Annotated in this window: 17 protein-coding genes, 15 tRNA genes and 2 rRNA genes; 32 read left to right on the top strand and 2 right to left on the bottom strand. The window is 47.3% G+C overall.

Features of this window, described 5'->3' with window-relative positions; translation table 11 throughout:
* Positions 1–247 precede the first annotated feature (247 nt).
* The 9 genes from gatC to MKY42_RS27600 all read left to right on the top strand — a co-directional run bounded on the left by gatC (position 248) and on the right by MKY42_RS27600 (position 9,444).
* Positions 248–535: an Asp-tRNA(Asn)/Glu-tRNA(Gln) amidotransferase subunit GatC gene (gatC, locus tag MKY42_RS27640; RefSeq protein ID WP_064640574.1), complete on the top strand. Its 288-nt coding sequence runs from the start codon at positions 248–250 to the stop codon at positions 533–535.
* Between the two features lie 27 nt (positions 536–562).
* Complete coding sequence (gene gatA / locus MKY42_RS27635) at positions 563–2,020, top strand: Asp-tRNA(Asn)/Glu-tRNA(Gln) amidotransferase subunit GatA (protein ID WP_090904740.1); 1,458 nt, start codon at positions 563–565, stop codon at positions 2,018–2,020.
* 26 nt (positions 2,021–2,046) lie between these two features.
* Positions 2,047–3,486, top strand: a complete 1,440-nt coding sequence (gene gatB, locus MKY42_RS27630) for an Asp-tRNA(Asn)/Glu-tRNA(Gln) amidotransferase subunit GatB (RefSeq protein WP_090904741.1) — start codon at positions 2,047–2,049, stop codon at positions 3,484–3,486.
* Positions 3,487–3,605: 119 nt separating this feature from the next.
* Positions 3,606–4,070 carry a GNAT family N-acetyltransferase gene (locus MKY42_RS27625; protein WP_090904742.1) on the top strand — a complete coding sequence of 155 codons (465 nt, stop codon included), beginning with the start codon at positions 3,606–3,608 and terminating at the stop codon, positions 4,068–4,070.
* A 33-nt stretch (positions 4,071–4,103) separates the two neighbouring features.
* Positions 4,104–4,814 carry an MgtC/SapB family protein gene (locus MKY42_RS27620; protein WP_090904743.1) on the top strand — a complete coding sequence of 237 codons (711 nt, stop codon included), beginning with the start codon at positions 4,104–4,106 and terminating at the stop codon, positions 4,812–4,814.
* Between the two features lie 145 nt (positions 4,815–4,959).
* A complete protein-coding gene (locus MKY42_RS27615; RefSeq protein ID WP_090904744.1) occupies positions 4,960–5,553 on the top strand; it encodes a hypothetical protein in 594 nt (197 codons plus the stop codon).
* A gap of 26 nt (positions 5,554–5,579) precedes the next feature.
* Positions 5,580–6,980, top strand: a complete 1,401-nt coding sequence (locus MKY42_RS27610) for a DUF4097 family beta strand repeat-containing protein (RefSeq protein WP_339846231.1) — start codon at positions 5,580–5,582, stop codon at positions 6,978–6,980.
* 174 nt (positions 6,981–7,154) lie between these two features.
* Positions 7,155–7,577 (top strand): peroxide-responsive transcriptional repressor PerR, encoded by a 423-nt coding sequence (gene perR, locus MKY42_RS27605; protein ID WP_024631328.1) that lies wholly within the window; start codon positions 7,155–7,157, stop codon positions 7,575–7,577.
* Positions 7,578–7,713: 136 nt separating this feature from the next.
* A complete protein-coding gene (locus tag MKY42_RS27600; protein ID WP_339846229.1) occupies positions 7,714–9,444 on the top strand; it encodes a glycosyl hydrolase family 18 protein in 1,731 nt (576 codons plus the stop codon).
* Between the two features lie 129 nt (positions 9,445–9,573).
* Here MKY42_RS27600 and MKY42_RS27595 read toward each other — a convergent pair whose 3' ends face one another.
* A complete protein-coding gene (locus tag MKY42_RS27595; RefSeq protein ID WP_090904747.1) occupies positions 9,574–9,984 on the bottom strand; it encodes a YgzB family protein in 411 nt (136 codons plus the stop codon).
* A 122-nt stretch (positions 9,985–10,106) separates the two neighbouring features.
* On the opposite strand from MKY42_RS27595, the gene MKY42_RS27590 reads away from it, so the two are divergent.
* From MKY42_RS27590 to MKY42_RS27500, 19 genes are all read left to right on the top strand, one after another.
* Positions 10,107–10,988: a nucleotidyltransferase-like protein gene (locus tag MKY42_RS27590; protein ID WP_244192998.1), complete on the top strand. Its 882-nt coding sequence runs from the start codon at positions 10,107–10,109 to the stop codon at positions 10,986–10,988.
* 467 nt (positions 10,989–11,455) lie between these two features.
* A 16S ribosomal RNA gene (locus MKY42_RS27585) occupies positions 11,456–13,007 on the top strand.
* 314 nt (positions 13,008–13,321) lie between these two features.
* Positions 13,322–16,246: ribosomal RNA gene (locus MKY42_RS27580) — 23S ribosomal RNA — on the top strand.
* Together the 16S and 23S rRNA genes with 15 tRNA genes alongside form the textbook arrangement of a ribosomal RNA operon.
* Positions 16,247–16,315: 69 nt before the next feature.
* A tRNA-Asn gene (locus tag MKY42_RS27575) sits at positions 16,316–16,391 on the top strand.
* Between the two features lie 3 nt (positions 16,392–16,394).
* Positions 16,395–16,486 (top strand) — tRNA-Ser (locus tag MKY42_RS27570).
* Between the two features lie 6 nt (positions 16,487–16,492).
* Positions 16,493–16,564 (top strand) — tRNA-Glu (locus MKY42_RS27565).
* A 67-nt stretch (positions 16,565–16,631) separates the two neighbouring features.
* Positions 16,632–16,707: transfer RNA gene (locus tag MKY42_RS27560), tRNA-Val, on the top strand.
* 17 nt (positions 16,708–16,724) lie between these two features.
* Positions 16,725–16,798: transfer RNA gene (locus MKY42_RS27555), tRNA-Met, on the top strand.
* A gap of 27 nt (positions 16,799–16,825) precedes the next feature.
* Positions 16,826–16,903: transfer RNA gene (locus MKY42_RS27550), tRNA-Asp, on the top strand.
* 95 nt (positions 16,904–16,998) lie between these two features.
* A tRNA-Phe gene (locus tag MKY42_RS27545) sits at positions 16,999–17,074 on the top strand.
* An 18-nt stretch (positions 17,075–17,092) separates the two neighbouring features.
* Positions 17,093–17,168 (top strand) — tRNA-Thr (locus MKY42_RS27540).
* Positions 17,169–17,173: 5 nt separating this feature from the next.
* Positions 17,174–17,259 (top strand) — tRNA-Tyr (locus tag MKY42_RS27535).
* A 6-nt stretch (positions 17,260–17,265) separates the two neighbouring features.
* A tRNA-Trp gene (locus MKY42_RS27530) sits at positions 17,266–17,339 on the top strand.
* A gap of 29 nt (positions 17,340–17,368) precedes the next feature.
* Positions 17,369–17,441, top strand: a tRNA-His gene (locus tag MKY42_RS27525).
* A gap of 14 nt (positions 17,442–17,455) precedes the next feature.
* A tRNA-Gln gene (locus MKY42_RS27520) sits at positions 17,456–17,530 on the top strand.
* A gap of 4 nt (positions 17,531–17,534) precedes the next feature.
* A tRNA-Gly gene (locus MKY42_RS27515) sits at positions 17,535–17,609 on the top strand.
* A gap of 6 nt (positions 17,610–17,615) precedes the next feature.
* Positions 17,616–17,689 (top strand) — tRNA-Cys (locus tag MKY42_RS27510).
* Between the two features lie 26 nt (positions 17,690–17,715).
* Positions 17,716–17,794, top strand: a tRNA-Leu gene (locus tag MKY42_RS27505).
* A gap of 489 nt (positions 17,795–18,283) precedes the next feature.
* Complete coding sequence (locus tag MKY42_RS27500) at positions 18,284–19,210, top strand: methyltransferase domain-containing protein (RefSeq protein ID WP_339846223.1); 927 nt, start codon at positions 18,284–18,286, stop codon at positions 19,208–19,210.
* A gap of 176 nt (positions 19,211–19,386) precedes the next feature.
* Here MKY42_RS27500 and MKY42_RS27495 read toward each other — a convergent pair whose 3' ends face one another.
* Positions 19,387–21,747 (bottom strand): helix-turn-helix domain-containing protein, encoded by a 2,361-nt coding sequence (locus tag MKY42_RS27495; RefSeq protein WP_339846220.1) that lies wholly within the window; start codon positions 21,745–21,747, stop codon positions 19,387–19,389.
* A 520-nt stretch (positions 21,748–22,267) separates the two neighbouring features.
* Between MKY42_RS27495 and MKY42_RS27490 the strand changes: the two genes are divergently transcribed.
* Genes MKY42_RS27490 through MKY42_RS27475 form a run of 4 tightly spaced genes read left to right on the top strand, consistent with a single transcriptional unit; the run spans position 22,268 to position 24,041 of the window.
* Positions 22,268–22,576, top strand: a complete 309-nt coding sequence (locus MKY42_RS27490) for a hypothetical protein (protein ID WP_024634156.1) — start codon at positions 22,268–22,270, stop codon at positions 22,574–22,576.
* Between the two features lie 34 nt (positions 22,577–22,610).
* On the top strand, positions 22,611–23,282 hold the full coding sequence (locus tag MKY42_RS27485; RefSeq protein ID WP_090904565.1) for a PspA/IM30 family protein: 672 nt from the start codon (positions 22,611–22,613) through the stop codon (positions 23,280–23,282).
* A 4-nt stretch (positions 23,283–23,286) separates the two neighbouring features.
* On the top strand, positions 23,287–23,523 hold the full coding sequence (locus MKY42_RS27480; protein ID WP_063566169.1) for a PspC domain-containing protein: 237 nt from the start codon (positions 23,287–23,289) through the stop codon (positions 23,521–23,523).
* A gap of 17 nt (positions 23,524–23,540) precedes the next feature.
* Positions 23,541–24,041, top strand: a complete 501-nt coding sequence (locus MKY42_RS27475; protein ID WP_090904564.1) for a PspC domain-containing protein — start codon at positions 23,541–23,543, stop codon at positions 24,039–24,041.
* Position 24,042 lies beyond the last annotated feature (1 nt).

Genomic DNA, 24,042 nt, shown 5'->3' with positions numbered 1-24,042 from the left:
AGCAATAATTAATACAGTGAATTCTTAATAGCGATGAGGTACGCAGGAAGGATATCATTGCTCAGATGTCTGAAAAATCACTGGAACCCTTTTTCTACGTAATAGAAGTCAGTACAGTCCTATGCATTGAATTGTCGAACTATCTCACCTATAATGAAAAAAGTTATCTTGGGACTTTAGCCCGTTAAACGAACGATTCGTTTTCGGCGGTTTCAGGAATTAGAACGAATGAAGGAGGCATCCGGAAATGAGTATTTCGAATAATGACGTTCAGCATGTGGCCAAGCTGGCCCGGCTTAATTTGACTGCGGAAGAAGAGCAGACCCTGACAGGACAGCTGAACGCGATTTTAAAATATGCTGAGAAGCTCAATGAACTGGATACAGAGAACATTGAGCCGACCACTCACGTGCTGCACGTCAGCAATGTGATGCGTGAAGATGAGACGAAGGAAAGTCTGTCGATTGAACAGGTCATGCGCAATGCACCAGAAGAAGAAGACGGGCAATTCAAAGTGCCTGCTGTAATGGAATAACGGATAACCGGAAGGAGGACGAATTACGTGAGTTTATTTGAACAATCGTTGCCGGAGATACATAACAAGCTGCACGCCAAGGAGCTGTCGGTCAGCGATCTGGTGAATCAGGCATATCAGAACATTGGTGAACGGGATGAAAAGGTTAAGGCTTTTCTGGCACTGGATGAAGAACAGGCACGTGCTCGTGCACGTCAACTGGATGATCGACTCGTCAGCGGTGAGGAGAAAGGTTTGCTTTTCGGTCTGCCAGTCGGCATTAAGGACAACATCGTTACGAACGGACTGCGCACAACATGTGGCAGCCAGTTTCTGCGCAATTTCGACCCGGTGTATGATGCAACCGTTGTCGAGAAGCTGAAAGCGGCGGATACCGTGACGATCGGGAAGTTGAACATGGACGAATTCGCCATGGGCGGCTCCAATGAAAATTCAAGCTTCTACCCTGTACGTAACCCTTGGGCACTCGATCGTGTTCCAGGCGGCTCCAGTGGTGGATCTGCTGCGGCTGTTGCGGCAGGAGAAGCTTATTTCACATTGGGATCAGATACAGGTGGCTCCATCAGACAGCCTGCTTCCTATTGCGGCGTTGTCGGTTTGAAACCTACCTACGGACTCGTTTCCCGCTTTGGTCTGGTTGCATTCGCATCTTCCCTGGATCAGATTGGACCTTTGACGAAAAATGTCGAGGATTCTGCCTATGTGCTGCAAGCCATTGCTGGTTATGACGCCAAAGATTCGACATCCGCGAAAGTGGATATCCCGGATTACTTGAGCGGACTGACCGGGGATGTCAAAGGACTTCGTATTGCTGTTCCGAAGGAATACATTGGTGAAGGCGTTGATCCTCAAGTTAAAGAAACCGTCCTGTCTGCCCTGAAAGTCCTCGAAGGACTCGGCGCAACTTGGGAGGAAGTATCTCTTCCGCATACCGAATATGCGGTAGCTACGTATTATCTGCTCGCTTCCTCGGAAGCTTCTTCGAACCTGGCTCGTTTCGACGGCGTGCGTTATGGTGTTCGTGCAGACAATCCGGAGAACTTGCTGGATCTGTACCACCAGTCCCGTAGTCAAGGTTTTGGTCCCGAAGTGAAACGACGCATCATGCTTGGAACCTATGCGCTCAGCTCGGGATACTACGATGCGTATTATTTGAAAGCTCAGAAGGTGCGTACGTTGATCAAACAGGATTTCGACGACGTATTTGCCAAATATGACGTCATCATCGGACCAACAGCGCCAACAACGGCATTTAAACTTGGTTCCCAAGTCGATGATCCACTTACGATGTATCTCAACGACATTCTGACTATCCCTGTCAGCCTGGCTGGTGTACCTGCAGTCAGCATCCCATGTGGATTCTCGGATGGACTGCCTGTCGGCATGCAGATTATCGGTAAAGCCTTTGATGAAACCACCGTACTGCGCGTAGCGCATGCGTTTGAACAAAATACGGAATTCCACAAGCAGCGTCCGCAGCTGTAGACTGCCCGGAACGGAGGAATATAGAAATGTCCGCATCTAAATATGAAACGGTCGTTGGACTTGAAGTCCATGTCGAGTTGCATACAAACTCCAAAATCTTTTGCGGCTGCTCCACTGCCTTTGGAGCTCCGCCCAATACACATACTTGTCCGGTCTGTCTCGGACATCCAGGTGTATTGCCTGTATTGAATCGCCAGGCTGTAGATTACGCGATGAAAGCAGCCATGGCTCTTAACTGCACCATTGCTGATGTCAGCAAGTTTGACCGCAAAAACTACTTCTACCCCGATTCTCCAAAAGCTTATCAGATCTCACAATTCGATCAACCGATCGGTGAGAATGGCTGGATCGATATTGAAGTCAACGGTGAAACGAAGCGAATTGGCATTACACGTCTTCATCTGGAAGAAGATGCAGGGAAGCTTACCCACGTTGACGGCGGCTATGCTTCATTGGTTGATTTTAACCGTGTGGGTACTCCGCTCGTGGAGATTGTCTCTGAGCCGGAGATTTCTTCTCCGGAGGAAGCTCGTGCATATCTGGAGAAATTGCGTGCGATCATGCAGTACTGTGATGTATCCGACGTGAAGATGGAAGAAGGTTCACTGCGCTGTGATGCCAACATTAGTTTGCGTCCGCATGGACAGGAGAAGCTGGGAACGAGAGCCGAACTGAAAAACATGAACTCCTTCCGTGGTGTTCAGCGTGGTCTGGAATATGAACAATTCCGCCAAGCGGAAATTTTGGACGACGGCGGCGAAGTCGTTCAGGAAACTCGTCGCTGGGATGAGGCTCAGGGGAAAACACTGTCGATGCGTGGTAAAGAGCAAGCGCATGACTATCGTTATTTCCCAGATCCTGACTTGGTGAAGCTGCATATCGATGCAGCCTGGAAAGAACGGATCAGAGCTTCTATACCGGAGCTTCCGGATGAGCGTAAAGCACGTTATACCGCTGATTATGGACTGCCTAGTTATGATGCCGAGGTTATTACCTCATCCAAAGCGGTCGCTGATCTTTTTGAAGACAGTCTGAAATACACCAAGGATGCCAAAGCCGTATCCAACTGGATTATGGGTGATTTGCTTGGTTATTTGAATACCAGCAACCTTGAATTGAATCAGGTGCCGCTGACTGGCCAAGGTCTGGGTGAGATGATTGGACTGCTTGAAAAAGGTACAATTAACAGTAAAATCGCCAAAACGGTATTTAAGGAAATGCTCGAGAGCGGCAAGCTTCCACAGCAAATCGTTGAAGAAAAAGGTCTGGTCCAGATTAGTGACTCAGGTGCCATTCTTGCCATTGTGGAGCAGGTTGTTGCGAACAACCCGCAATCCGTGGAAGACTACAAAGCTGGTAAACAGAAGGCCATTGGTTTCCTCGTTGGTCAAGTCATGAAAGAAAGCAAAGGCAAAGCCAATCCGGGACTAGCCAATCAACTGCTTACAGAAGTACTGAACCGCTAATCCATCCGGTGAAGCCGGACAGAAAGAGGCTCGTCCCTGTGACAGCCTCTTTTTGTTAAGGGCATAAGTTTGATTGTATTGTCTTGGTTTCAGTGACATACAAAGGAGATGAGGAATGCATGAAGATTCAAACTTTGTCATTGAGTGATGTGGAGACCGTAGGTCAGCTCTGGCGACTGCAGCATGTAGCTTATCGGCTTGAAGCCGAAATCATCGGTTTTCAGGAAATTCCGCCTTTAATGGATACGATGGAGGCGCTGCAAAACTGTGGAGAGACCTTTTATGGCTATGTGGACACGGATGGCGAGTTGCTTGGTGCGGTCGCAGTGGATGAGGAAGAGATCAATACGTTGACGATCACACGTATGATGGTGCATCCCGATCATTTTCGTAAAGGAATTGCTGCTGCTTTGATGACGCATGTGTTTGAACAATATCCCGATCTTCCACGTTATATTGTTTCTACAGGAACATTGAACCAGCCAGCCGTGAAATTATATACCAAATTCGGCTTTAAGCCCGTGGATGTTGTACAGATTGCACCAGGAGTGGAATTAACGACATTTCATAAGAATAAAGATTAATGATGTGAACAACTTGGAGGAGGACTACCGGCTTTGGGCAATCCCTGGTTGATAGATGAGTGGCACATTTTATTGCGATTATTACTGGCTATGCTGCTTGGAGGGCTTGTAGGCCTGGAGCGGGAGCGTTCCAATCATGCTGCCGGTCTGCGTACCCATATTCTGGTATGCCTTGGATCTGCACTGATTATGATGTTGTCTGTTTATGGTTTTAAAGATTTTGCAAATGAACTAAACGTAAGGATTGATCCGGCACGTCTGGCTACAGCCGTTATTACCGGCGTTGGGTTTCTCGGAGCGGGCACGATTCTTTTTACCGGCAAGTCGATTACCGGTCTGACAACGGCAGCTTCCATATGGGTTGTGGCAGCCATCGGACTGGCAACAGGCGCGGGATTCTTTTTTGCTTCCATCGTGTCAACCGTCTTGGTATTGCTTAACCTCTGGGTATTCAACAAGTTGGAGCTTAGGTATATACGGGGAAACAAACTGCATGTCGTTACACTTCATACCTTATCTGAGCCCGGTTTTCTGGAACAGGTATCTTCATTTATGGAGCAGGAAAAGATCAAAATCCGTAAAATAACGGTTAATGAGCAGGATTTGGCTTATGCAGAAATGATATCGGTTGAACGCAAAATTGAAATTGTGCTGCATGTCTACATGCCACATGAATTGAGTGCAGTGCATCTCGTATCCAAGTTAAGACAGTGGGAACATGTAACGAAAGTGTCGGTCGAATAAATGAATTAAACCCTCTGAGGCCTTTAATGCCGGAGGGTTTTTCTCATAACCATATTTCTTCCAGTTACTCTACCGGCTCTTTAGGGTACTATCTAACCAAATGCATGAAGAGCGGGAACGTCAGCCCGGAAGAAAGGAGTCGTTTATGAAACGGAAACGTCAGTCGAACAATACTTCCAGCGGAACGCGCGGAAAACCTGTCCGAAATCGGACTCACAAGTTTATTGCCGGATTGCTAAGTGCGGTTATTCCGGGTCTAGGTCATATTTATCTCCGATTATACATGAGAGGTCTGACATTCATGATGCTTGTGCTTCTGGACTTGTCAGCACTCTTGTACTTCTCAACGATTGGTATACAGATCAATGTACCATTGCTTATTTTGCTGGCATTGTTTATTCCGGTAATTTACTTTTACAATGTATTCGACGTATTGCAATCTGCGGACTGGGTGATGATGCGCAGGAGAAGAGCGGTCACCTACAACACCTCGGACAAGCCCATCCCTAGCGAACGTTCTGCAAGGGAAGCTATGATGGTGTGGGAGAGGGGCATTTCGTTTGGATTGCTTCTGATTGTAGGAGGATCGCTGCTGGTATTGTTCTTTCGCAAACCGCGTTGGTTTAAAGAGCTAATCGCTGTGTATGGTGGATATACTTTTGCTGTTCTGATGATCGCAGGAGGACTTATCGTTTTCGGACGGGAAATCTGGGTCATGCTTCGCAAGAAGAAAATCTAGTGCAAACTATTCAAGGAGGGATAGCCATGAACCGTAAAGTCCGGGTCGGCCGCTATACGGCTGCCGCCTTAATCGTAGCTGTCGGTGTGCTGTTGATTTTGGATAAACGGTGGGGAACGGACTATGTATATGAGATGGTCGATTGGTGGCCCCTCTTGCTCGTTGTGTTAGGTGTGGAATACATACTGTTGTTTTTAGTGACACGTGGAAGAGGGAATGCAGCTTCAGACAACCAAGGTGAGAAAATGAAAATGCGCTTCAGACCCGATGCGAAAGGCATCCTGACGTCTCTTTTACTGACGGCTTCAGTATTTATCGTCACAGAGCAGGATCATTACATGCATTTGTGGAACCGGGTGAGTCTTAATCTGGGAGCTGCATCCATGGACTATAGTCAGGCAGCAGGATATATGGAAGATAAGGGCACGATTCGGGTGCCTGTAGGTATGGATACATCGGACCTTGTTGTTGAGGGAGTGAACGGGGATATCTCGGTACAGCGGGGGGACACGGAAGAGATTGAGGTGCGCACGGTAGTTTGGGTGGATCAGACAACTGAAGTGCAGGCCAAAGCAGTGGCGGACGCTTCCTTTGTTGAGGCAGACGGGACAAAAGTGATTCATATCAAGACTACAGGCAAAACGTATGGAGAGAACGAGAAAACACAGCCGCGGATGAATATCACCATAACGATCCCGGATGATCGTCGTTTTAATCTCGATATTCGAACGTCCAATGGAGCCATATTGTTGAATCGTCCGGAGGCCATCAGTACCATTTTGGCTGAGACCGGAAATGGACGTATACGAATTACGAATGCCGTGGGTGATATTTCAGGTAAAACGCTGAATGGTGATGTCGTTGTGGCAAATGCGATCGGAAATGTGGACTTGAACAGTAATCGAGGGGACATGAAGGCTCGCGGGGTTTCTGGAAATGTGAACCTGACCACGCAAGTCGGAAGTATCAGCATCACGGACTCTGTTGGAGAGATCACAGCGGATACCCGAAACGGAAATATCAATGTAGACGGCGCAAGTTTGGCAGTCAAAGCTCAATCCCTCAATGGCAGCATAAGTATTGTATCCGCCAAAGTAGGCGGTGACTGGGACGTTTATAGCGCTGTAGGGGCTATTAACATTTTGATTCCGGAGCGGGGGGATTATAGCCTCAGCGGTTCCAGCAGTTATGGAGATCTGCAAACGGATCTGCCGTTTAAAGTGAAGAATAAAACGATTGAAGGCCAGCTTGGTGAAGGAGAGTATACGGTCAAAGTTGAGGGAAACAGCGACCTCACGATTGATCGTAATCCTGCAGTGCCTCCTGTTGGAACGAATTCACTGGATTCGGAAGATACAGACGATAACTTGGAACAAATGACCGAAGACGGACAGAATTCCCAAGATGAAACGTCCGAAGTTCAGTGACTGGCGCGTTGACAATAAACTTGCAATCGCCGTACAATAAATATAAACTGGCAAGGTTACATGGCAGGAATAATGTAAACACGTTGTTCCAGCCAAGATCAACTCTGAATGAGAGAAACATGTAATCATACATTATGTCTCTGCAGAGTAATGAAAGGTAAGGCGGTGGGTTTTATGGCAACACGTGTCCAACATGCGTTGGAGCATCTGAAAACGACCGGTGTCCGTATTACACCCCAGCGTCATGCCATATTGAACTATCTGATGGAATCCATGGGGCATCCGACAGCCGATGAAATTTACCGTGCGCTTGAACCCCAGTTTCCCAGTATGAGCGTGGCGACTGTATATAACAATTTGAAGATGTTTCTGGAAGCGGGCATGGTCCGGGAGTTGACATACGGAGATAACTCAAGTCGCTTCGATGCCAATGTGACGGATCATTACCATGTTATCTGTGATAAATGCGGCAAGATTGAAGATTTTAGTTATCCTTCGCTAAAAAGCGTTGAGCTCCAGGCGGAGTCAAGTACAGGATTTGAAGTACATGGTCACCGATTGGAAGTTTATGGCGTTTGTAAAAGTTGCAGGGATTAAGAGAGTTGAATTACAATATTAACGTGTAGAATTCAGTTTGGATTCTTCACGTTTTTTGTTTTTAGGACGATAGAATGTATATAGTCTTAGCAGGTTAGATATTTCATGATTCAGCATGATTAACGGAGGTAGACGTTTGAGTAGAAAAAGCAGATATACACGTCAGAAGCGTCGTTCATTCTGGCCTGGATTTTTGGCTGCCTGTGTTGTTGCAGGCGGGGCTTATTGGCTAATAACGAATGTTTGGCTTAATCAGATTCATGAAGACCCCGACTGGATTGGTATGAATCAACCTATTTTTGTGGACGGACAATTGATGGACGGCGAGGCGTCAGGAACGGGAGATCAGCTTAAATTGCCCGTATCGGTGCTGCAAGAGGCGATCGATCCCGGAATACGTTATGAAGCTGACACAGGTGATATCATTATTGCAACACCGCAGCGAGTACTCCATATGAAGGAAGGCAGTACGAAGGCGGAACTTAATCATCGGGATTATCCCATGACGGTTAAACCGGAGGTGGTTGGGGGAGAAGCTTATATTCCGCTCAAACCATTGAAAGAAGTATATGGGATCGCTATACAGGAAGATGCTACAACGGGTGCGGTGCTGCTGATGCGTGGAGGTGACACCATTCAGTATGCGGAGATTAATACATTGTCTTCCAAGGCGGACAAAACGGTTCCGTTGTACAAGCGTGGGGGAGAATCTTCTCCCATCATTGCTGATATGGAGCAGGACGCACGAGTAAGGGTATGGCAGACTGGTGATGACCAGAGCTTCGTTCAGTTGGATAATGGGTATGCCGGTTATGTGGCTAATAAGTATGTCACTCTTACGGAGAAAAAGAAACTGGACAAGCCCAAATTCACCCTGACTGCGGCGGAGAGAAAGTGGCAGAATAAACCGGTCAATCTGGTTTGGGAAGCTGTATACAATCGACAGCCTGATGTGTCTTCAATCGGCAAGATGCCTGGAGTCAATGTGGTCAGCCCCACATGGTTCCATATTACAGATGGACAAGGTAACGTAAAAAGCAAAGGGGATAAAGCATACGTCAACTGGGCTCACCGTTCCGGCATGGAAGTGTGGGGTCTGATGGATAACAGCTTTGATCCGGATATTACGAAAGAAGCCGTCGCCTCATATGAGACACGTACGCATATTATTGAGCAGATGCTGGAGTATGCACAGACTTATCATTTGGACGGCATTAACATTGACTTTGAGAACGTCTATACAGACGATGGACCGAATATCACTCAATTTGTTCGCGAAATCAAAGCGATGGCACGCATTCATGGCTTGATGCTCTCGGTTGATGTAACACCGAAATCGAACAGCGAGATGTGGTCCGCTTTTCTGGATCGTCGCTCGTTAGGCTCTTTTGCCGATTATATTGTCGTTATGGCGTATGACGAGCATTGGGCTGCGAGTCCAAAAGCCGGTTCGGTTGCCTCGCTTCCTTGGACCGAGTCTTCTATGAGACGGATCCTGGAAGAGGATGAAGTACCTTCGAACAAGTTGATTATGGCTGTGCCGCTATATACTCGAATTTGGACGGAAGAGACTAATGATCAAGGCGAAGTGAAAGTGTCTTCCAAAGCGGTAGGTATGAGCACTGTAACAGACCTGATCAAGGAAAAGAAACTCAAACCTGTTCTGGATAAACAAAGCGGACAGAATTATTTGGAATATTCGGAGGATGGGGCCACCAAGAAAATTTGGATAGAAGACGCCGTTTCGCTTCAGGCACGCGTTGATTTGGTTGCTTCGTTGAAATTGGGTGGGGTAGCTGCATGGAATCGAAGTTTCGCCAATGCATCGGCATGGGAGACGTTAAAACAAGCAGGGTATTCGAAATGAAATAAACATGAAATAGCTCAATTGAACTTATATATTAATAAATTTTTAAAAGTCTTTCTGAAATTCAAAAAAGGTCCGGTGAAGATACCGGGCCTTTTTTCTGTCTATGGGCTTTGATGAAGTACATCTCTAGCTGTTGGAACTTATGCCATGATCTGTGTCGGAAGGGGAAGGGGATTGAGGTGTGGAATGCGCTTTCAGTTGTGAACTGGTTGTATTGGCTTGATTAGGGTCCAGGGTAAGGATGGTATGACAGAACATACAACGATCCGTCTTGCCGAGCATTTTGGTTAACTTGCCACATTCCGGACAGTCTACTTGTACTGCGCTTGTGGAAAGCATACCAGCCCAGAAATAAATGGCCAGACTAGCCATCATGGCAATCAGGCCGATGACGAGTCCCACAGCGGCAAATACTTTGCCCGCGTGTCCCCAGAACACAATTCCGGCAGTTCCCAGTACCATTAGGCCCATGCCTAGCATGGTCAGTAGTAGTCCCCAAGTGCGAAAAGCATTAATTTTTGCTGATTTAAAAATCATGAAAAATGCTCCTATCGTATGAGTAGTATCGGACCTGGATAAGAAGGAAACTTCAGTCTGCATGTAGAATTACATTATAACTGACTTGGCGCTTATCTGCCATGAATTGTATGGAGGGAATCGTGGAACTAAAGAACCTTGCTTTTTTGTCCGAACAGTCGGAAGAGACAGGGGCAGTTGGGGCTATCGCTTATTCCCACCCGGGAGATCGATTCCACGGCTCCCTAATCCAGGATTTTGAATTGCTCGTACTTGTTGTTCATAATACCGACCAGTTGATATCCAAGGTTGGACACTACAAATATGGTGATCTTCGTTATCAAATGATCTATGTCAGCCGTCATGAGCTGCAGTGCAGTGTAATTACGGGGGATAACAATAACATCATGCAGTGCCTGATTGAAGGTGAGATCATTTGGGAAGCGGATAACGCTTTGAGCGCTTTGCGAGAGGAACTATCTGCTTTTGGAACCGAATTACGTGAGCAAAAGCTGCTGCATGAATTCGCCAGTTTTTTGAGAATGTATGTGGAAGCCAAACGTTACATTCAAGAGGGCCATGTTGTTGATGCCTATTACAATGTGCTAGAAGCTCTGGGGAACTGGGCTAGAATTGTACTTATTGAACAGGGTATATACCCGGATCATGCCGTCTGGACACATGTGCAGAGTTTGGATCGCGCCTTGTGGAAGCTCTATCAGGAACTTACAGTAAGCTCGGAGACGCTGGAACAGAGAGTCGAGCTTGTGCTGCTTGCTTGTGAATTCTCAGTGATGTCCAAAATGAGTGATTGTTCCGGCTTGCTTCTGCGTGTGCTGGGAAGTCGAAGGGAGCCGTGGGGTATGGATGAACTTGTCCATCATCCACAGTTGAGATTTGTACGGGAGGATTTACCGCTTATCCTTCGTAAGCTGGTGTTTCGTTCTATAGTAAAAGAATCGGCAGGGTGGCCATCCTTTATAGGAGGAGATGGACGAGAAATCCGCTATTGGATTGAGGCCTAATTATTCGTGAAGCCTGACGTTATATGGATTATAAAGTGGGAGGGGAAACCTTCCTTTTTTGTTTGTTTAATAATTTATAAAAAGAGGTTGACTCTTATTCAGGAAATATGATACATTATATTTCGTTCCTCAAACGAGCTTATCGTCAACAAATGATAAATTCTGCATAGGGAATTAGTGAAGAACTAAAAGCTTCAAAAAAGAAATTAAAAAAAAGTTCTTGACGAAAATAAACGAAATGTGATACATTATTTAAGTCGCCGCCGAAAACACGGTTGAGACGAAAAAGAGTAACACAAATCGAGTTTGATCTTTGAAAACTGAACAACGAGTGAGTAACGATCTTGCTTGCAAGATCGACGCTGAGAAATCGGTACAAGCCTTCGGGCTGTATGCTTTCAAAGCAAAATAAATGAGATTTTTAATCTCGTCAGTTTCAAAATGAGCTTATCGCTCTTTTCAATACTTTATTGGAGAGTTTGATCCTGGCTCAGGACGAACGCTGGCGGCATGCCTAATACATGCAAGTCGAGCGGACTTGATGAGAAGCTTGCTTCTCTGATGGTTAGCGGCGGACGGGTGAGTAACACGTAGGCAACCTGCCCTCAAGCTTGGGACAACTACCGGAAACGGTAGCTAATACCGAATAGTTGTTTTCTTCTCCTGAAGGAAACTGGAAAGACGGAGCAATCTGTCACTTGGGGATGGGCCTGCGGCGCATTAGCTAGTTGGTGGGGTAACGGCTCACCAAGGCGACGATGCGTAGCCGACCTGAGAGGGTGATCGGCCACACTGGGACTGAGACACGGCCCAGACTCCTACGGGAGGCAGCAGTAGGGAATCTTCCGCAATGGGCGAAAGCCTGACGGAGCAATGCCGCGTGAGTGATGAAGGTTTTCGGATCGTAAAGCTCTGTTGCCAGGGAAGAACGCTTGGGAGAGTAACTGCTCTCAAGGTGACGGTACCTGAGAAGAAAGCCCCGGCTAACTACGTGCCAGCAGCCGCGGTAATACGTAGGGGGCAAGCGTTGTCCGGAATTATTGGGCGTAAAGCGCGCGCAGGCGGTCATTTAAGTCTGGTGTTTAATCCCGGGGCTCAACCCCGGATCGCACTGGAAACTGGGTGACTTGAGTGCAGAAGAGGAGAGTGGAATTCCACGTGTAGCGGTGAAATGCGTAGATATGTGGAGGAACACCAGTGGCGAAGGCGACTCTCTGGGCTGTAACTGACGCTGAGGCGCGAAAGCGTGGGGAGCAAACAGGATTAGATACCCTGGTAGTCCACGCCGTAAACGATGAGTGCTAGGTGTTAGGGGTTTCGATACCCTTGGTGCCGAAGTTAACACATTAAGCACTCCGCCTGGGGAGTACGGTCGCAAGACTGAAACTCAAAGGAATTGACGGGGACCCGCACAAGCAGTGGAGTATGTGGTTTAATTCGAAGCAACGCGAAGAACCTTACCAGGTCTTGACATCCCTCTGACCGGTACAGAGATGTACCTTTCCTTCGGGACAGAGGAGACAGGTGGTGCATGGTTGTCGTCAGCTCGTGTCGTGAGATGTTGGGTTAAGTCCCGCAACGAGCGCAACCCTTGATCTTAGTTGCCAGCACTTCGGGTGGGCACTCTAAGGTGACTGCCGGTGACAAACCGGAGGAAGGTGGGGATGACGTCAAATCATCATGCCCCTTATGACCTGGGCTACACACGTACTACAATGGCCGGTACAACGGGCTGTGAAGCCGCGAGGTGGAACGAATCCTAAAAAGCCGGTCTCAGTTCGGATTGCAGGCTGCAACTCGCCTGCATGAAGTCGGAATTGCTAGTAATCGCGGATCAGCATGCCGCGGTGAATACGTTCCCGGGTCTTGTACACACCGCCCGTCACACCACGAGAGTTTATAACACCCGAAGTCGGTGGGGTAACCGCAAGGAGCCAGCCGCCGAAGGTGGGATAGATGATTGGGGTGAAGTCGTAACAAGGTAGCCGTATCGGAAGGTGCGGCTGGATCACCTCCTTTCTATGGAGAATCGTTTCCTGTAACGGAAACATTCAAATACAAAATCTAGCCAGGTCGGCTAGTTACTCACTCGTTGCTCAGTTTTGAGAGCTCAAACTCTCAAACAGCTTGCTTTTGCATGGAGCTTGTTCTTTGAAAACTAGATATCGAAACGAAATTTTGCGATTTAGAACATTCCTTTAAGCTGATCTTGTGTAAACAAGTGAAGTGTTTATAAGGTAGACTGCTATTGCGATGGTATCGAATGGGAAGCGACTTTTGGCTTTGGACGTAGTCCAAAACAAGCGGAGCGCGCCATCGAAACCGGAGCAACTGGTTAAGCTACTAAGAGCACACGGAGGATGCCTAGGCGCTAGGAGCCGATGAAGGACGTGGCGAACAACGAAACTGCCTCGGGGAGCTGTAAGCAAGCTTTGATCCGGGGGTGTCCGAATGGGGAAACCCAGCTGGGGTAATTTCCAGTTACTCATAACTGAATACATAGGTTATGTAGAGGCATACCAGGGGAACTGAAACATCTAAGTACCCTGAGGAAGAGAAAACAATAGTGATTCCGTCAGTAGCGGCGAGCGAACGCGGAGAAGCCCAAACCAGAGAGCTTGCTCTCTGGGGTTGTGGGACATCTCACATGGAGTTACAAAGGAGCCGGTTAAATGAAGAGGTCTGGAAAGGCCCGCCAAAGAAGGTAAAAGCCCTGTAGTTGAAAGCCTGCTCTCTCCGAGATGTATCCCGAGTAGTGCGGGGCACGTGAAACCCCGTATGAATCCGGCAGGACCATCTGCCAAGGCTAAATACTTCCTAGCGACCGATAGTGAAGCAGTACCGTGAGGGAAAGGTGAAAAGCACCCCGGAAGGGGAGTGAAATAGAACCTGAAACCGTGTGCTTACAAAAAGTCAGAGCCCGTTTTAGGGGTGATGGCGTGCCTTTTGTAGAATGAACCGGCGAGTTACGTTCCCGTGCAAGGTTAAGGTGAAGAGCCGGAGCCGCAGCGAAAGCGAGTCTGAATAGGGCGATGTAGTACGTGGACGTAGACCCGAAACCGGGTGATCTACCCCTGTCCAGGGTGAAGGTGCGGTAACACGCACTGGAGGCCCGAACCCACGCACGTTGAAAAGTGCGGGGATGAGGTGGGGGTAGCGGAGAAATTCCAATCGAACTCGGAGATAGCTGGTTCTCCCCGAAATAGCTTTAGGGCTAGCCTCGGAAAACAGAGTCGTGGAGGTAGAGCACTGATTGGGTGCGGGGCCCGCAAGGGTTACCAAGCTCAGTCAAACTCCGAATGCCATAGACTTACTTCCGGGAGTCAGACAGTGAGTGCTAAGATCCATTGTCAAAAGGGAAACAGCCCAGACCATCAGCTAAGGTCCCCAAGTGTGTGTTAAGTGGGAAAGGATGTGGAGTTGCACAGACAACCAGGATGTTGGCTTAGAAGCAGCCACCATTGAAAGAGTGCGTAATAGCTCACTGGTCGAGTGACTCTGCGCCGAAAATGTAACGGGGCTAAACACACCACCGAAGCTATGGCTTGATGCTTGCATCAGGGGTAGGGGAGCGTTGTATAAGGGTTGAAGGTGTACCGTAAGGAGCGCTGGACATTATACAAGTGAGAATGCCGGTATGAGTAACGAAAAGATCAGTGAGAATCTGATCCGCCGAAAGCCTAAGGGTTCCTGAGGAAGGCTCGTCCGCTCAGGGTAAGTCGGGACCTAAGGCGAGGCCGAAAGGCGTAGTCGAAGGACAACAGGTCGAAATTCCTGTACCACCGTAAGCCGTTATGAGCAATGGGGGGACGCAGCAGGGTAGTGACGCGGACTGATGGATGTCCGTCTAAGCAGTGAGGCTGATGTGTAGGCAAATCCGCACATCGTAAGGCTGGACTGTGATGGGGAGCGAAAATTATAGTAGCGAAGGTCATGATCTCACACTGCCAAGAAAAGCCTCTAGCCAGGTGATGGTGCCCGTACCGCAAACCGACACAGGTAGGCGAGAAGAGAATTCTAAGGCGCGCGGAAGAACTCTCGTTAAGGAACTCGGCAAAATGACCCCGTAACTTCGGGAGAAGGGGTGCCCCGGTAGTGTGAATAGCACGAGGGGGCCGCAGTGAAAAGGCCCAAGCGACTGTTTAGCAAAAACACAGGTCTGTGCGAAGCCGTAAGGCGAAGTATACGGGCTGACGCCTGCCCGGTGCTGGAAGGTTAAGGGGAGCGGTTAGGAGCAATCCGAAGCTGTGAACCGAAGCCCCAGTAAACGGCGGCCGTAACTATAACGGTCCTAAGGTAGCGAAATTCCTTGTCAGGTAAATTCTGACCCGCACGAATGGCGTAACGACTTGGGCGCTGTCTCAACGAGAGATCCGGTGAAATTTTAATACCTGTGAAGATGCAGGTTACCCGCGACAAGACGGAAAGACCCCATGGAGCTTTACTGCAGCTTGATATTGAATTTGGGTACGATCTGTACAGGATAGGTGGGAGCCTTTGAAGCGTGAGCGCCAGCTTGCGTGGAGGCACCGTTGGGATACCACCCTGATCGTATCTAGGTTCTAACCTGGTACCGTAATCCGGTGCGGGGACAGTGTCAGGTGGGCAGTTTGACTGGGGCGGTCGCCTCCTAAAGAGTAACGGAGGCGCCCAAAGGTTCCCTCAGAATGGTTGGAAATCATTCGAAGAGTGCAAAGGCATAAGGGAGCTTGACTGCGAGACCTACAAGTCGAGCAGGGACGAAAGTCGGGCTTAGTGATCCGGTGGTACCGCATGGAAGGGCCATCGCTCAACGGATAAAAGCTACCCTGGGGATAACAGGCTTATCTCCCCCAAGAGTCCACATCGACGGGGAGGTTTGGCACCTCGATGTCGGCTCATCGCATCCTGGGGCTGAAGTAGGTCCCAAGGGTTGGGCTGTTCGCCCATTAAAGCGGTACGCGAGCTGGGTTCAGAACGTCGTGAGACAGTTCGGTCCCTATCTGTCGTGGGCGTAGGAAATTTGAGAGGAGCTGTCCTTAGTACGAGAGGACCGGGATGGACGTACCGCTGGTGTACCAGTTGTTCCGCCAGGAGCACCGCTGGGTAGCTATGTACGGAAGGGATAAGCGCTGAAAGCATCTAAGCGTGAAGCCCCCCTCAAGATGAGATTTCCCAGTATGTAAGACCCCTTGAAGACGACGAGGTAGATAGGCTGGGGGTGGAAGTGCAGCAATGCATGGAGCTGACCAGTACTAATCGGTCGAGGGCTTATCCAAGATATGCAGGTTATAACTCGCAAATTTCGTTTCGGATCTAGTTTTCAGAGAATAATCTCTGAATCATATTCCCTGATAGCTCAGTTGGTAGAGCACTCGACTGTTAATCGAGTTGTCACAGGTTCGAGCCCTGTTCGGGGAGCCATATGGAGAGGTGTCCGAGTTGGCCGAAGGAGCACGATTGGAAATCGTGTAGGCGCCACAAGCGTCTCGAGGGTTCGAATCCCTCTCTCTCCGCCATAGTAAGGCCCGTTGGTCAAGGGGTTAAGACACCTCCCTTTCACGGAGGTAACAGGGGTTCGAATCCCCTACGGGTCATATTTAACTTCAAAAAAGAAGTTGATTTTCACAGCAGTTTTATGATAAGATCATAAATGTGTTGTTCGGAGGCTTAGCTCAGCTGGGAGAGCATCTGCCTTACAAGCAGAGGGTCGGGGGTTCGAACCCCTCAGCCTCCACCATATAACTTTTATAACGACGCGGGGTGGAGCAGCCCGGTAGCTCGTCGGGCTCATAACCCGAAGGCCGCAGGTTCAAATCCTGCCCCCGCAATTGTTCTTTCTTTCAAGAAAGTGATCTGGAACCGTGGTGTAGTTGGCCTAACATGCCTGCCTGTCACGCAGGAGATCGCGGGTTCGAATCCCGTCGGTTCCGCCATTTAATCTTTACATGAGGAAGCTGTTCACTAAATCTGCTATATGGCACCGAACGCCCTAGATAAAGTGCAACGTTTCAGGATTAAACTTTATTTTGGCTCGGTAGCTCAGTCGGTAGAGCAGAGGACTGAAAATCCTCGTGTCGGCGGTTCGATTCCGTCCCGAGCCACCATTTATTACAACTTAATACGCCGGTGTAGCTCAACTGGTAGAGCAACTGACTTGTAATCAGTAGGTTGGGGGTTCAAGTCCTCTCGCCGGCACCACTTATGGAGGATTAGCGAAGTGGCCAAACGCATCAGACTGTAAATCTGCTCCCGTACGGGTTCGGTGGTTCGAATCCATCATCCTCCACCAGTTTTTAGGGGCATAGTTTAAAGGTAGAACAACGGTCTCCAAAACCGTTGGTGTGGGTTCAATTCCTGCTGCCCCTGCCAATTAACTTTTAAGAACATATTGTATTATGGCGATCGTGGCGAAGTGGTTAACGCACCGGTTTGTGGATCCGGCATTCGGGGGTTCAATTCCCCTCGATCGCCCCTTTGTTTTTTTTTGGGGATTAGCCAAGCGGTAAGGCAACGGACTTTGACTCCGTCATGCATAGGTTCAAATCCTATATCCCCAGCCATTATGCGGACGTGGCTCAGCGGTAGAGCATCGCCTTGCCAAGGCGAGGGTCGCGGGTTCGATTCCCGTCGTCCGCTCCAAAATATGGCGCCATAGCCAAGTGGTAAGGCACAGCTCTGCAAAAGCTTTATCCCCAGTTCGAATCTGGGTGGCGCCTCCAGTATATTTTTTATAAAAATATGATATGCCGGCGTGGCGGAATGGCAGACGCGCTCGACTCAAAATCGAGTGGGAAACCGTGGAGGTTCGAGTCCTCTCGCCGGTATTCAAGCAAGTAAGGAAAAGCTCATTAGATGCAAAATCTAATGAGCTTTTTTTATTTAGTGGATTAAAAGATGAAGTACGGCAGTTAAGCAACAAGGCTCCTGAATGGATTTCGTAGGTCACCACAACACCATTACTGCAAGGGAATCCAACATGATGTGCTTGGGCAAATGACATTCTGGTATCTCTAAACTGTAAGTACCGCTTTACCTGTAAGCTGGCAATCTATCAGATGCTGTGCAATTACTCAATTGCAATCCCTAATCTCTGCACTTGGATTATGGCTTATAGAAGGAGATGGAATTACTTTTGTTTACGTATTGACTCATAACTTGAATGAGTATATTGTAGATATATAAAGTCTCTAATATTGCCTCGTTTAATTATGGATATTATAGCTCTTTTAAATTCATATAAAAGATGCTTATCAAAACAAAATAATATCCTTTTTTCGAATTTATATTTTATAAAAGAAATGGAGTGAAGCAACATGTCTGAGGAAAAACATGTATCCAAGCATTCTGAAATTCTATTTGATCCATCTGTATGGGAAGAAGCGTGGAGGAATCAGTCCACAGCTTCAAAATACAATATGAAGAGCACGGCGTTTGACGCGACAGCAGCATTTGAACGATGGGCTAGAGAATATCATCAACAGTCGTTTACTGAAGAGGGAAAGAAGCGATCCGAACGCATCATAGGCTGGATTGAAAATCAGGGAGTGAGTTTTGACGGGGTATCGATATTAGACATTGGGGCAGCATCAGGCATCTTTACAATTCCTTTTGCAACCAAAGGAGCGAACGTTACAGCTGTAGAGCCCTCTGAACTTTTAGTTTCATTAATGAAGGAGACAATTCCTGTATCCCTTACATCCAGTATTGATATTGTTTCGGAACGATTCGAGGACATATCGATTCAGGATAAGGGTTGGGAGAAGAAATATGATTTTGCATTTGCATCCATGTGCCCGGCAATGTCGAATTGGGAAACGATTGAACAGGCCATAAGCACTGCCCGAAAGTATGTCTATATCAGCACGATAGCTGGACCGAGAGAGCACACACTAATAGATGAGCTTAAAGAGGTACTAGGTGTCTATCCATCATACAACGCGGGAGATATGGGGTATATACAACAGCTGCTGTACTTGAAAGATTATTCTTACACCACCTTAATCACTAAAGAAACAAGTTTCATTGAGATACCTGTTGAGGAAGTCGTCGATAAGCTTCAGGAATGGCTTACTACGCACGAACTACCAACGGATGAGGGTTCACTTGCCCTGGCTGGACAATATATCAGAGACACATACAAGGATGGTTTGGTTACATTCTCACGCGGAGGGAAGTTCGGTAAAATTCTGATTCAACTGGAGCAACCGAACATGAAAGTGGTACGTCCAAGAAAACAGTAGACCCATTTCAGTAGTAATATTAATTTAGATGAAGTGTTAGGGGAGCAAAGGGAGCAGTTAAACTGCTCCCTTTTTTATGGTCAGATACAAAAAACTTATTCTTTGACTAAATAACAAACGTTCTTCTATAGATAGAAATAGTTATAACCCTCGTACTTTATCCCCAAAAGAGCCGCTTACTGTTTTATGGATAGATCAGGCTTCTGCTTACGCTCCCTATACTGTCCAGGCGTAATCCCTTCCCATTTTCGAAAAGAACGGATAAAGTTCTGCGGGTTGTTATAACGAAGCCGTGCGGCGATATCCTTGACCGTTAGCTCGCTTTCGTTGAGCCACTTTTTAGCTATACTAAAGCGGTACTTCGTCAGATACTCACTGAATGCACAGCCTGTCTCTTTGCGGAACACACTACTCAGATAGTTTGCATTGTAATGAAGTCTGGATGCGCATTCCTCCAACGTCAGATCCTTATCGTATTCTTGTTGAATGATGGCAATCATTTTCTCGGATATGTGCTGATATTGGGCGTACTGTCTTTCCTTCAGAATGAGAATGATCGGTATGATGATATGATTGTGAAACCATTGCTCAACCTCAGCTGCATACTGTAGAGCATGAAGTTCATTGAAAATAGATCCATGGCCTTTGGAGATCTGTCCCAGTCGTATACCGGATTCCTGCATCATCTGCAAAATATGTGTTAACAATCGGGTAAATGCTACCTGATATTCTTCCGGTGTACACTCCATGCCGAACAGCACTTCAAGCAACTGATGGAGATGAGATGAGGCTTGGGCTGCATCGGCATTTTGGATGGCCTGTATCAGCGTATACTCCAGTGATTCGGGATATGGCAGTGCCCAATGGGATGTACGATTATCAATCGCCTCAAATTGAAAGATGATGCCTGCTCCCAGTTTCATTCGATGCTTGAGCGCTTCACGGGCCTCCGTATAAGCTTGCGGGATCTGAAATAGCGAGGCGTGAGGCTGACTGAAGCCAATGCTTACTTGGAGACTAAGGATCTCACTGATCTGATGTTGTAGTTGTTCCGTTAACGTATGCAGATGTTGTGAAAAACGAACATGATCTTGCTCAGAGGTACCGATAATGGTAACGACAGCCTGATCATATACTATAGGAAGTAACTGTTGTTCGGCATAAACACTCTCCTCCAGTATGTTCTGAACGGCAAATAGCAACAGATCACGATCCTTGGCATGGTATTTGGTGTGATTCATAAGATCAGCCTGAACTGCAATGACGGCTATTTGTTGCCACTCTTGAAGCTGTGAACCATAACCATTCTCTCTGAGTGTGTCATGAAGAGTGGATGGAGCATTTTTGCCCAGTAGCAGGTTGATTAGAAAATGAGTGCGGATCTGCAACTTATATTGATTCAATTTGCTTTCAAGCTGGGATTGAGAAGCAGATAGCTGTGAAACGCCAGCTCTGATTTGCTCAAATTCATCCATATGAAGCGTAGAATTGGTTTCCAAGTTACCTCTGAATAAGCGTTTATCACCAAGTTGTACAAGCAGCCTGCGTATGGGTATAACCATTCTTCTCGAGCCTGCCCATGAGACCAAAAGTGAAAGCAGTAGCATAGCGACACTGATATACATGGTGTGCAGCCCAATCTGAACATACTCATGAGTAAGAATATTCGTAGGCGAAATGAGAATATATGTCCACCCTTTTAGAGAAGAATGCGTATAGGACAGCGAGTAACGTATATCTGCAATACGTACCTCTCGTTGGCCTGAAGAGGCAGCGAATCCACGGATAGATAACAACTCGCTAAAATTGGAACCCGATTCGCTATCTTTTATTCCTGCTGCAGCCAATGGCTGACCAATATATTCGGGATCAGGGTGGACCATGATCCGATGTTCACGATTCAAAATGATTAGTCCGGCTGTAGAGCTGCCCGGTGAATCCTCTTCCAGTGGTTTTTGCAGTGAACATGCAGGAATTCCCGCAATCAGGGCAGCGTCAGAAGAAACATTTACATCGGGTATCGATCTGGCGAGTGCAATATGGTAGATGCAGCCTGAGTTCACTGGGCGCTCATTATTGTTAAACACAGATGATGGTGTAAGCTGCCAACCGGATGTAAGTGTGTTTGATAATAAGTCTTTCATAGGCAGCGCCATTGGAAAATCAGTATTCAGGTACAGGCCAGCATGATCGATAAGCCAATCCTGGGTCTGATTAACGAGCGTAATATCCATTAGAGGCTCCCATGATCTCATATTATTAAATTCGTTCTGTAGCTTCTCAGCAAACAAAGGCCCAGTGTCTTGGATCGATGATGATGAAGTTAGCGAACGGAGCGTGTCCGGTGACCGAACGGCCTGATCGAGCATATAGCTTACGGTTGCAAGTTTGTGCTCCACATTGGTTTGCATTTGGATTAGCAATTGTTTATTGGCTTGAGCACGATGCAGCTCTGATTGTTTTGAAGAATAGATAAAAGCGGCGATTCCCGTCAACAGAATGGGCAGGGTACTTAACAAGATTCCGAAGACTATCATTTTATGTAGATAGCTGAATGATCGCACAGGTCCACTCCTGACTTTTGGATTAGTAACACTTTCTATTTTAGTAAACGCTTACATGTAGAACAATCTAAATTTTGTTTATTTGGATAAAAAAGTAATAAAAATTCATGTGGAAATTAAGATTATGTAATCGTCTAAATCATATTAGAAGTCGTTATAGCTTTAATGGAAGGCATATTGGGAAACGTCAGTCGGGGGAGAACGTAGATAAGAGGTATGGACGTCATATTCACACTGGGGAATCGGCGTTGAAGAAGGGCAATAAGGGATATCTAAGGCTGTTACTCGGTACAGTGGTCAATGGTCTGATCCAGGGACAGTCAAAGGTCCAACCCGATCCCCGACCTGAGTCTAGGATGAAAAACCGTCCACGGTCTGTTTTGAAAAGTCGCCGTTTCCCCTAGAATAAGGACATAAGGTTAAACAAGAAACAAATGAACAAACAAACACACATACCAAAATTAATGAACCGAAAGGGTGGTGAACAACAATTATGAGATGGAATAAAGGAAATGGCTGGGCGATTGTACTGATTGCATTGGGTGCACTCCTCCTCTTCGGAAAGTTAACTCCTCTACTGGGACATTTAATGGGTTATCTGATTCCGATCCTGATGATTGCACTTGGATACTACGGAGTTAAACGAGGAAATGTACTGCTTGGATGGATTGTTCTCTTCATCGGTATCCTCTCATTGCTGGGTAAACTGGCCTGGCTGATCGGACCGATCATCGCGATCGGGTTAATCATCTTCGGATTCTCCATGTTGAGTAATAATCGCAGTCGTCGTGGCCGTTACTAAGCTTTCACGATCTTGAAAAGGAGGACAGAACAAAATGAGTGTATTTCGTCGAATGCGGGATATTACCGTAGCTACTTTAAACGAACATCTGGAGCAAAGTCAGGATCCAGTCAAACTGATTGATCAGTTTCTGGTCTCGACCCGCCAAGACATCGGTGAAGCCGAGAAGCTTCGTCATCAATATGCTAGCCATACCAGACAAATGAAACAACAAGCCGATCAGGCCGCAGGTATGGTACACAAACGGGAAGAACAAGCTTCCATGGCTCTGAAAGCAGGCGAGGAGCACTTAGCTAAACTTGCTTTGCAGGAGAAAATTCTCCATGAGGAAAAAATGGAACAATATAATGAATTGTACGCACAAAGCAATGCGGCTTTACAGGAACTGGACGAACAGATCGACCAACTGAAAGTGGAGTATCAAAATGTATACAGCAAACGCCAATATTACTACGCTCGTATGCAGACGATTCAGTTACAGCAACGAATGAATCAGAGAGGTCACTACAACGGTCAGAATGTACCCCGTATGTTCAACCGACTGGACGATCAGGTTTCGGATCTCGAATATGAGGCACAGAGTCTCCGGGATTTGCGGCGGATGAGTCAGGATGGGTCAGGAACGTCTGGCACCATGTCATCCTCTACGCTGGACAAGGAACTGGAACGGCTGAAACAAAAGCTGAACAATGACAGAAAGGAGTAGACACATGAATAAACTTTACCGCTCATCGCGCAATCGAATGCTGACAGGTTTGATCGGCGGCATCTCTGAAAATCTTGGATTTAGTTCCACGCTGCTGCGTATCATTTTCTTCATCAGTATTTTCGCTACGGGGGGTACATCATTGCTGATCTACTTCATCGCTGCATTGGTAGTGCCAAAAGAACCCTATCACGCTGATCCATACACTTATGGTGCTGATCACGTAAGAGGATACAAGTAAACGAAAGGAGTAAGCACATGAGCAAATTATATCGCTCAACGCGTGACCGGATGCTGACAGGATTATGTGGCGGGATATCCGAGTCGATCGGCATGGATTCAACCTTGCTGCGTATCATCTTCGTCATCAGTATCTTCGTAACTGGCGGCACGTCGTTGTTAATCTACTTCATCGCAGCACTGGTGGTGCCAAAAGAGCCATATCCACCTTATGATCCATACGGCTATGGTCCGGGCCCTGGCGCTGGTAGAGGATACAACAACTTTGATCACGAGCCGCCAAGAGGTCCTTTCCAAAACAACCGTAATCAAGGTCCTGGAAACTTCGGTCCTGGCCCAGGATACAACAGCAGACCTCAGTCTGGCCCACGTTCTTACGACAATAACGCCTACGGAGCAGGGGCACAGCAAGAAAGTGAACTTGATTCCATGATGAAAGATATTGAGAAAAAAGCATTGAAAAAAGAAGTTGAAGAGCTTCGCCAAAAATTATCTCGTTACGAGAAGGGAGAAAAGTAAA

The sequence above is a fragment of the Paenibacillus sp. FSL W7-1088 genome (assembly GCF_037969855.1).
In the GTDB taxonomy this organism is placed as follows: Bacteria; Bacillota; Bacilli; order Paenibacillales; family Paenibacillaceae; genus Paenibacillus.
The sequence above is the reverse complement of the archived record's forward strand: the minus strand, read 5'-3'. Positions and strand labels throughout refer to the sequence as shown.